The sequence below is a fragment of the Ruegeria sp. AI3 genome, assembly GCF_056541245.1.
In genome coordinates this window covers 50,932-58,533 of sequence record NZ_JBQFYA010000021.1, presented here as the reverse complement: position 1 = coordinate 58,533, position 7,602 = coordinate 50,932, and the positions used below count along the sequence as shown (strand labels likewise).

At 50.4% G+C, this 7,602-nt stretch carries 10 protein-coding genes; 9 read left to right on the top strand and 1 reads right to left on the bottom strand.

Annotated elements, in window-relative coordinates; translation table 11 throughout:
• Positions 1–254 precede the first annotated feature (254 nt).
• The 8 genes from ACRZ95_RS22065 (at position 255) to ACRZ95_RS22030 (ending at position 5,611) form a co-directional block, all read left to right on the top strand.
• On the top strand, positions 255–554 hold the full coding sequence (locus tag ACRZ95_RS22065) for a hypothetical protein (RefSeq protein WP_170681736.1): 300 nt from the start codon (positions 255–257) through the stop codon (positions 552–554).
• Between the two features lie 364 nt (positions 555–918).
• Positions 919–1,218, top strand: a complete 300-nt coding sequence (locus tag ACRZ95_RS22060) for a hypothetical protein (RefSeq protein ID WP_170681738.1) — start codon at positions 919–921, stop codon at positions 1,216–1,218.
• 55 nt (positions 1,219–1,273) lie between these two features.
• Positions 1,274–1,888, top strand: coding sequence for a hypothetical protein (locus ACRZ95_RS22055; protein WP_170681740.1), 615 nt, complete (start codon positions 1,274–1,276; stop codon positions 1,886–1,888).
• Between the two features lie 52 nt (positions 1,889–1,940).
• On the top strand, positions 1,941–2,246 hold the full coding sequence (locus ACRZ95_RS22050) for a hypothetical protein (RefSeq protein ID WP_480555596.1): 306 nt from the start codon (positions 1,941–1,943) through the stop codon (positions 2,244–2,246).
• A 42-nt stretch (positions 2,247–2,288) separates the two neighbouring features.
• Positions 2,289–2,462 carry a hypothetical protein gene (locus ACRZ95_RS22045; RefSeq protein ID WP_170355752.1) on the top strand — a complete coding sequence of 58 codons (174 nt, stop codon included), beginning with the start codon at positions 2,289–2,291 and terminating at the stop codon, positions 2,460–2,462.
• Positions 2,463–2,582: 120 nt separating this feature from the next.
• Positions 2,583–3,227, top strand: a complete 645-nt coding sequence (locus ACRZ95_RS22040; protein WP_170681742.1) for a protein-tyrosine phosphatase family protein — start codon at positions 2,583–2,585, stop codon at positions 3,225–3,227.
• A 19-nt stretch (positions 3,228–3,246) separates the two neighbouring features.
• Positions 3,247–4,680 (top strand): hypothetical protein, encoded by a 1,434-nt coding sequence (locus tag ACRZ95_RS22035; RefSeq protein ID WP_170681744.1) that lies wholly within the window; start codon positions 3,247–3,249, stop codon positions 4,678–4,680.
• Entirely contained in the window at positions 4,670–5,611 is a 942-nt protein-coding gene (locus ACRZ95_RS22030; RefSeq protein WP_170681746.1) for a metallophosphoesterase, read from the top strand. Before ACRZ95_RS22035 ends, ACRZ95_RS22030 begins: the two co-directional genes overlap by 11 nt.
• Here ACRZ95_RS22030 and ACRZ95_RS22025 read toward each other — a convergent pair whose 3' ends face one another.
• Positions 5,612–6,370, bottom strand: coding sequence for a DUF4956 domain-containing protein (locus ACRZ95_RS22025; protein WP_170465773.1), 759 nt, complete (start codon positions 6,368–6,370; stop codon positions 5,612–5,614).
• Positions 6,371–6,724: 354 nt separating this feature from the next.
• Between ACRZ95_RS22025 and ACRZ95_RS22020 the strand changes: the two genes are divergently transcribed.
• Entirely contained in the window at positions 6,725–7,519 is a 795-nt protein-coding gene (locus ACRZ95_RS22020; RefSeq protein WP_170556650.1) for an SdiA-regulated domain-containing protein, read from the top strand.
• Positions 7,520–7,602: the final 83 nt, after the last annotated feature.

The window sequence follows — 7,602 nt, the reverse complement described above, 5'->3', positions numbered from 1 at the left end:
CCTCTATCTATCCCGCAAGCGGCCCCAATGACCGCTTGCATCCGCAAAACAGTCCTTTGACTAAAGCTGTCGGATGACTGCTTCGAGCCCAAAGCAGAAGTTTGAATGGATCTACTGCTCGCATGACTTTAGCCATCAAAACAAGTTGTCCCGTCTGGCATCCGCTTTCACGCAAAAATCTCGACACAATCAAATAGTTGATTTTGTATTGCGTCTTTGGCCAAGTATTAGTTGGAACCATAGAAGGAACGACAATGAAGAAGTTTTTGACGCCCACCGCTGTACTACTTGGGGCTCTGACGGTTGCAGCATGTGAAGATACTGGCAGCTCGACTGTGTCATCAGAACTCACTCCGGCCCAGCAGGCATGCCTCCGTGATGTCGCCAATACGACGAACAATTCGCAAGTCGTGGTGCTGTCGTCTGCGTTCAGCGAGGCGGGAACACAAGTAACCGTCGGCGTTGGCGAGGATCGTGCCGCATGGAATTGTATTGCTTACAGTGATGGCGCGACAGCTGGTATCGAGTTCCTGGGCGACGAAGGCGCATTGTGATCAATTTGGTGCGCGGCTGAACACCGCCGCGCAACACTGGCTTGCTCTTCGGAAAACTCGACTTGGTTTGTAGAATAACCACCATCGTATTCGCGATCTTTTACCTGCTGGCTTTGTTTGTGTTCTTGACGGGTACATTTGGCTGGTTTGAACAAGAAAGAGACCCTTTGTCTGGGGTGTTCCTTTTGCCGTTGGGATTGCCTTGGATACTTGTATCGGACTTGGTTTCAGAGCCATTCAAACCGTGGTTCGCAGCGATTGCACCCGTGCTTAACCTGTTGGCATTGGTCTTAACTTGCAAATGGGCACGCAGTTTGCGCCAGAAGTGAAGGCGGAGCTCTGTCTCACCAAAAAGGAGGAAAACATGGGAAAAGTGATCTTGGGTATTGTGATCGGGCTCGTCTTAGGTGTGGTTGGGGCGATGACCTTGGGTGGCGGGGCCGCGATGGGTGTAGGCGTTGCGACAGGTTTGTCCGCCGGTGTCTGCTCCACATTGAAAGGAGCACAAGCCGAGAACCTGATCACCGCCGAGCAAGCGGATCAGATCCTCAACCGCGTAAGTTCCGAAATGGCATCACCGCAAGGAATTGAAACGACGGGCGAGATCGTCGGTAGCGCACAGGCATGCGATGAGTTTCTGTCAAAGTTACAAGAAGCGAAGTGAAGCTCCGCTTTGTACGGAACAAAACTGTAAGAACAAGCTAACAGGGAACCATCTGATGAAACCCTTATTAATCAAAATCTTCACACCCATGTTCGCAATCGCGGGCACAGCTGCTTCTGCAATGTCTGAAGCAGACGACGCTTGTATCGACCATTTGCGGCAGGTTGGTGGACCAGACGGTCAATCCGGAACGATTGAAAGCTCTCAGTTCTCGGAAGCTGGTACGCTCGTCATGCTGCGAGACGCAGGCGGAACACTTTGGCGCTGCATCGCGTACAAGGATGGAAGAATCGGCGAGATGTCGGTTGTCGAGGCGATGGATGATGGAGGAGGAGCCATGGCAGGCGCAGCCGGATCTACTAGTAGCCAACGTGTCAAATTTGATGCTGGTTCAACTGGCGCAGAACTCGTCGGTGAACTCGCGCCCGGAGCGTCGCAGCAATACGTTCTGGGTGCCAAAAACGAACAGTTTCTTTACGTCCGCGTTGCTCCGCGAAATGGCTCCTTGGGCTACGTTATTCGCAACCCCGATGGTTCTGAACTGTTGGGATTGATGTCGGCGGACAAGGAGTATCGAGGGCAGCTTTGGCAATCTGGTGATCATGTTGTGGAGGTTATCAATCGCAGCAACTCTTCCGTCGACTACAACGTAATTTTCGGAATTGAATAGTTGATCAACCAGAAACCCGGAAATGTATTCCCAAAGAAGCTAGGAAAAACAGATGAAATCCAAGTTCCTGTTGGTGATCGGCACGGCGTGTACTGCTGCGCTTGCAGCATGCGACGATAGTGACGGATCGGTGGATGCAAGTGCACCAACTGTGGGCAGCGCTAGCGATCTTTCGTCATTTGAAGGGGCAAGAGCGGGCCAAGCTGAAATGGGCATCCAAAGTCTCGGATTTGAACTCATCCGAAGCGAAGGTCTGACCTCGTACTGGTTTAACAAGGATACTGGTGCATGTGCTCGGATTACGACGTCTGAGGGAAGGTACTCAGAAGTAGCTATGCTGCCATCAGGTGACTGCTGACAAATTTCCATCAATCCCAAATCTTGAAGAAGGAGCTCAAACTTGCATTTCGACCTGGCACACGCGGCGGTCATCGTAGTCGCCTTGATCATCACTAACCTGGCATTGAAATCGGCTGGCGTGATCAACGAAGAAAACAAGCACCAATGGAATTGGAAAGTTTTTCTAGCCTACTTCGTGGTCGTCGTTATCATCAATCTGGTGTGGCCTATTTAAAGTTCCACAGCGGAAAGCTAACTGCCCACTTGATATGGTCGTCGTGAATTAGCCTTTCCGAGAGACTATCAGGTCGCAAAGGTTTGGGCATCAGAGGTTCAAGAATAGAAAGGAGTTGGCATGCGGTTTTTTGCGTCCCTCATATTCATTGGTTTTCTCGCAACCGCTGCGAACTCTGACGTGACCAGTCGAAATGGCGGTCCAACCAACAGTCAAATGCTTTCAAAGGGGGGTGACGGAGGCGTTGATGGTGTCGCTTTCTTTCGCCCAGTCTTAAGCGGAGTGTTGTATCGATCCGGTTTCAAGGGCGGCGACAAGGATCGAACTGGCCTGAGTGAAGGTCAACGCGAAACTCTGTGCAATGAAGGGTTTTCAACCGGTTTTTATGCCGACTTTGGCAAAAACACCGAATACGGTCGCACCAGTTGTGGAAACGGGTCCCTTGACTATCAAAGCGCCAGATCCTCCCGACCCGGTGCTGTCATGGCGTCCATACACGAGGTGATTGAAAACCCTGGAAAGGGCCCTGTTCTGGTGCACTGTATGTGGGGGGTTCATTCCTCAGGTGCATTGTCGGCGATGGCGCTCGTTCAGTTTTGCGGTTGGACAGAAGAAAGGGCCAAGGAATATTGGAATGATGCCCGAAATGGGGCCCCATGTTCAGGCGGGTGCGACCAGTGGATCGACTCAAAATTCTCCAACTTTAGTGTTGACCCCAAGTTGAAAATCTCCACCGAACAACAGGCAGCGATTTGCCCTAAATGATACCGGGAGGACTATCCAAATGAAGTTCAATCTTCTGGGGTCACTTGCTCTCATTGCACCCACTGTCTTGTGGGCGAACGACGATGTTCTAGGTGAAGCCACGACATTTGATAGTCCCAATGGTGTTATGGAACGCTGTATTCGGATCGAAAAAGTTCCAACGGGCGAGTACAAGAACAGCGATCTTGAAGAAGAAACTGCCTATTGCGAGATCGATTTCTATGCCTCCGAAATTGCCATTTGCCCGAAAACCTGGAGCACCAGCCCAGGAATGGCCGTCTACAATATTTCGGAAGGACCTTACATGGGGAACCGTTCTGAATTCGAGAGAAACGCTTGCAAAGAGGGGAAGGCAGCAAAAGATCTGGCCATGGACAGGGTGGCTAAATTCAAGTCCACCATGAACCAAAAAGGCACCAGTGGAACGTTTTCCACGTCTTCACTGCTTTACTATCATTTCTCCAGATATTTCGACGCGACTGTCAAAGTTCCAGTCGCCGTTTGGCGTAGCATGGACGCCCAGGCGCATTTCTCCGAGGTCGCCGAGCCTGGCCTTGCGATTTCTGGTGGCTCTCATGGCGGGCGCATGAACCACGAAGGCTGGCGGGTCTTCGCAGCTGCGGATGCTGACCCGAACTCATACCAGCCAACCGACGATCTGTTCACCGCAGATCGAACGCAAATATATGGTGTGCTGCTTGATAGCCCTGGGCATCGATACGGCTCGGAAATCAACGGCACCCGTAAATCTGGTTGGGGGAAAGGTCAGAACCGCGATTTTCAGGAAACCCCCGCTTTCTTGGCTTTGCGGTCTTCAAAACCATTGTCAGAGGCAATCGCAGAGGGCGTCGGAGAAGGCAGAAAAGACCGGATGATCAACAAGGATCTCGGTCCCGATGTCAGCGACCAACAGATGGCATTTTGGATGCAAGAACTCTCCGAAATTGTTCTCCTCGACTTCATCTTTAGCCAGCAGGACCGCGTAGGAAACATAGACTTCTCACCCTATTGGTATTGGGTCGAAGACGGAATGCTGAAGCATAAGAAAGCGAAGCACCATCAGCCAAAGGATGGAGATGTTCCTGCCCACGCGCTTTTGATCCGTCGAAGCAATCTAAACGACAACGATGCTGGGGGGCGGGTCGAGTATGCCAACTTCTCGAAATCTACTCAAATGCTGGAGAAAATGCGGCACTTCTCTCCAAGCACCTACCGGCGCTTGGTTGCTTTGAATAATGATCTTCAATCTCAAGGTCCCGTCTACGGCTGGTTGTCGCAAAGCTTTGGGTTGTCAGACAGTCAGATTGCCCAAGTTGTGAAAAACACCGAGCTGGCAACGTCCATTCTCCAGGACAATTGTTCTAATGGTGATTTAATGTTCGACTTGGATCCTGTCGCATTCTTTTTGAGAAACGACACCGAGGTAGAGGCAGTGGACTGCAATGCCCCGTGAGCTTTCCACCCTTTTTACGGCGTTCATTTGGACCGCTCTGATCGCCTGCAAAGCGGTGGCATTGGATGTTATCGTCATATCGGATCTGAACGGAAGCTATGGTTCGGTAAGATACGATGCCCGCGTCGACAAAGCGATTGAGCGGATAGTCGAGATTGATCCCGATTTGGTTATTTCGACCGGAGATATGGTTGCGGGGCAGCGCATCCCCAACTTATCCGACAAACAGGTCAGGGAGATGTGGAAGGCGTTTCACGAGGCCGTATCAGACCCTTTAGAGGCTGCCGGCATTCCATTTGCGGTCACGCCTGGGAACCATGATGCCTCTGCGTACCGTGGGTTCGAGCGTGAAAGAAAAATATACGCAGAAGAATGGGAACCAAGAAAACCAGACGTCGACTTCCTGGTTTCGGATGACTACCCGTTCTTCTACGCGTTTGAGATGCAGGGCGTAACGTTTGCATCTTTGGATGCTACGACCTTAGGGCCGCTATCCGGTGATCAACAGGACCGACTTGTGGAACTGGGTGCAAATGGAGACCCGATTGTGACTTTCAGTCATCTTCCGCTTTGGCCCTTCGCGATCCAGCGCGAACGCGAAATCATCGGTGACTCAACACTTGAGAAAATCTACCTGGAAAGCGGTGTCGTTCTGCACCTGTCAGGCCACCATCATGCCTTCTATCCCGGTTGGAAAGACGGTGTGGCCTACGTCTCTCAAGCTTGTTTGGGAGGTGGTCCGCGTCGGCTTATTGGCGATAGCGCCAGATCACCTCACAGCTTCACTCATGTTAAGTTCCAGCCGAACGGAGAGTTTGGGATAGCAGTATATCGAGGGCCTGATTTCGAAAGGTCGGTAAACTTCAAGTCGCTCCCGAAAGAGATCAGATCTCCGAATGCTGTTTTGAAACGATTAGACCTTGTGAAATGACTAGAGGTTGAGTTTCAGTTCGACTTTTTCTGGGACCAGATCGTTTACCATCTCTTCTATCCGGGCTTCTGAAAGTCCTCCCGAGGTGATGAAAAGCAACGAAACGCGAGATTTTCCTGGGACGTGGTGTTTTCTGACAAGCTTCCAGCCAGCGTCTGCGGCCATGGCTTCAATGTCTCGGCTGACTTTCAATGAGTGTTCTTCATCCGAAGCCTTGAGCGAAACTTCCACGCCCTTGTTTCGCCCTCCGAGCCAAATGAAGCACCAACACACAATCGCCACCAGAGTGGCCATCAGCGGTAAGCCCAAACCGACGGCAAGACCAAGAACCGTTACGATTATCATTTCGACTGTATCGACCGGATCATCCAGATTGGAGCGGAACCTGAGCAACGCGCCGATGCCAAAAATAACGAACCCAATCATTGACCCGTGCTGGACTACCAGGAATCCCACAGCCATTCCAATTAGCGCGTAAAGGAAGAACAGTCTGGGCATAACCAGATCGCTGACACTTCGGCGTGCTTTACGTCGAACGGGATGATAAACAATCAAAGCGGTCAAAATGATCGTTACAATGACGTCTAGCGTGAAAAAGTAGAGTTCCTGCTTGCCGCGGAACTGAGTCCAGCCTCTTTCAATCACTATCTCTGATTCGGACGTTCCTGCGAGCAAGGAAGCAGGATCAATTTGAGAATAGCCAATACTAGGCAAAAGCACGGCCGAAAGGACCGATGCTATTGAAAACAGCTTACTCAAAAGTCTTTCCCTCCCGCTGTACCGTCGAATAGTCGCTCCAAAGTGCGTAACTTGAAGCAATCACTCCACACCTCTCGACCAAGTCGCACGCCCATAAACTAATTCAACCCTATGAATTTACATTCGGTAAAGCCTTGCGGGATCAAACATCATACTTCCGCAAAATACTGTGTTAGGTTGGACAACATCGATTTTTGATCGAATATGAACCAGATCCACACAAGCGCAGATTTATCTCGAATGAACCAGTCAAATGACCGGCACAAACGAAGAGTAGCGAAGGTAATTTGCGCGAGCCTTGCTGTGGTCGCCAACACTTTGGCGTTAACCAGCCCAGTGAGAGCGCAGACTGATATGTTGGAACTTATTGAGTCTTACAAAGTGGCAGACAAATCAGAGGGCTTTTCTGAGCCATCCGGATTGTCGCTTTCCAGTGTTCATGGATTCTTGTGGGCAGTAAGCGATGAAGCATCGAAGCTGCACCTTCTGGGAGTAGATGGAGAGCTAAAGAATTCGTTCAAACTTCCAGAACATCTAGGTGCAGACTTGGAAGGTGTCGCTGGAAGAAATGATGGGTCTGTATTGCTGTTACAAGAAACTGACCGATCTATTGTAACGGTCCAACCTACGGACCCAATCAAAGTCAATTCTACTCCACTTTCTTCACTCAGGGGCTACGGCAAAGTTGCGGAAATGCTTGCTGAGAACCCTTTGAACAAGGGACCGGAAGGGATCACTGTAGATCAAGACTCTGGGCAAGTATTCGTAGTCATTGAGGGCCAGCCAAGGCTTCTGCTCGTCATTTCCTCGGAAATTGATGAAATTATTGGAGTAGTTCCATTAACGGCTGAAGCTGGTTTTGTTTCATCTCGTGCCGACGATGACGAATTAGACATCAGCGGGATCGCCTGGTCCGGCGAGACCAAGTCTTTATGGATACTCAGCGATGAAGGGCGCCGAATATTCGTTTTTGATCCTGAAGTTCTGACGGTCAAAACTATCGACTTAATTTACTCCAAAAAGGATGAAGTAAAGGAAGTGAAGAACCCTGAGGGGATAGCTTTGGATGAAAGTGGTGGCGTTCTATACATCTTGACCGATGATGGAAAAAAGTCACGCCTCTACGCATTTGTCTTACCGCAAGTTTGATTCCCGAAACAAACTCGCATTGGCTTGTCGCATTCAATTGTACAAAAAGGAAATGGCCACCTCTTCCCGCATCTCGGGAGTTG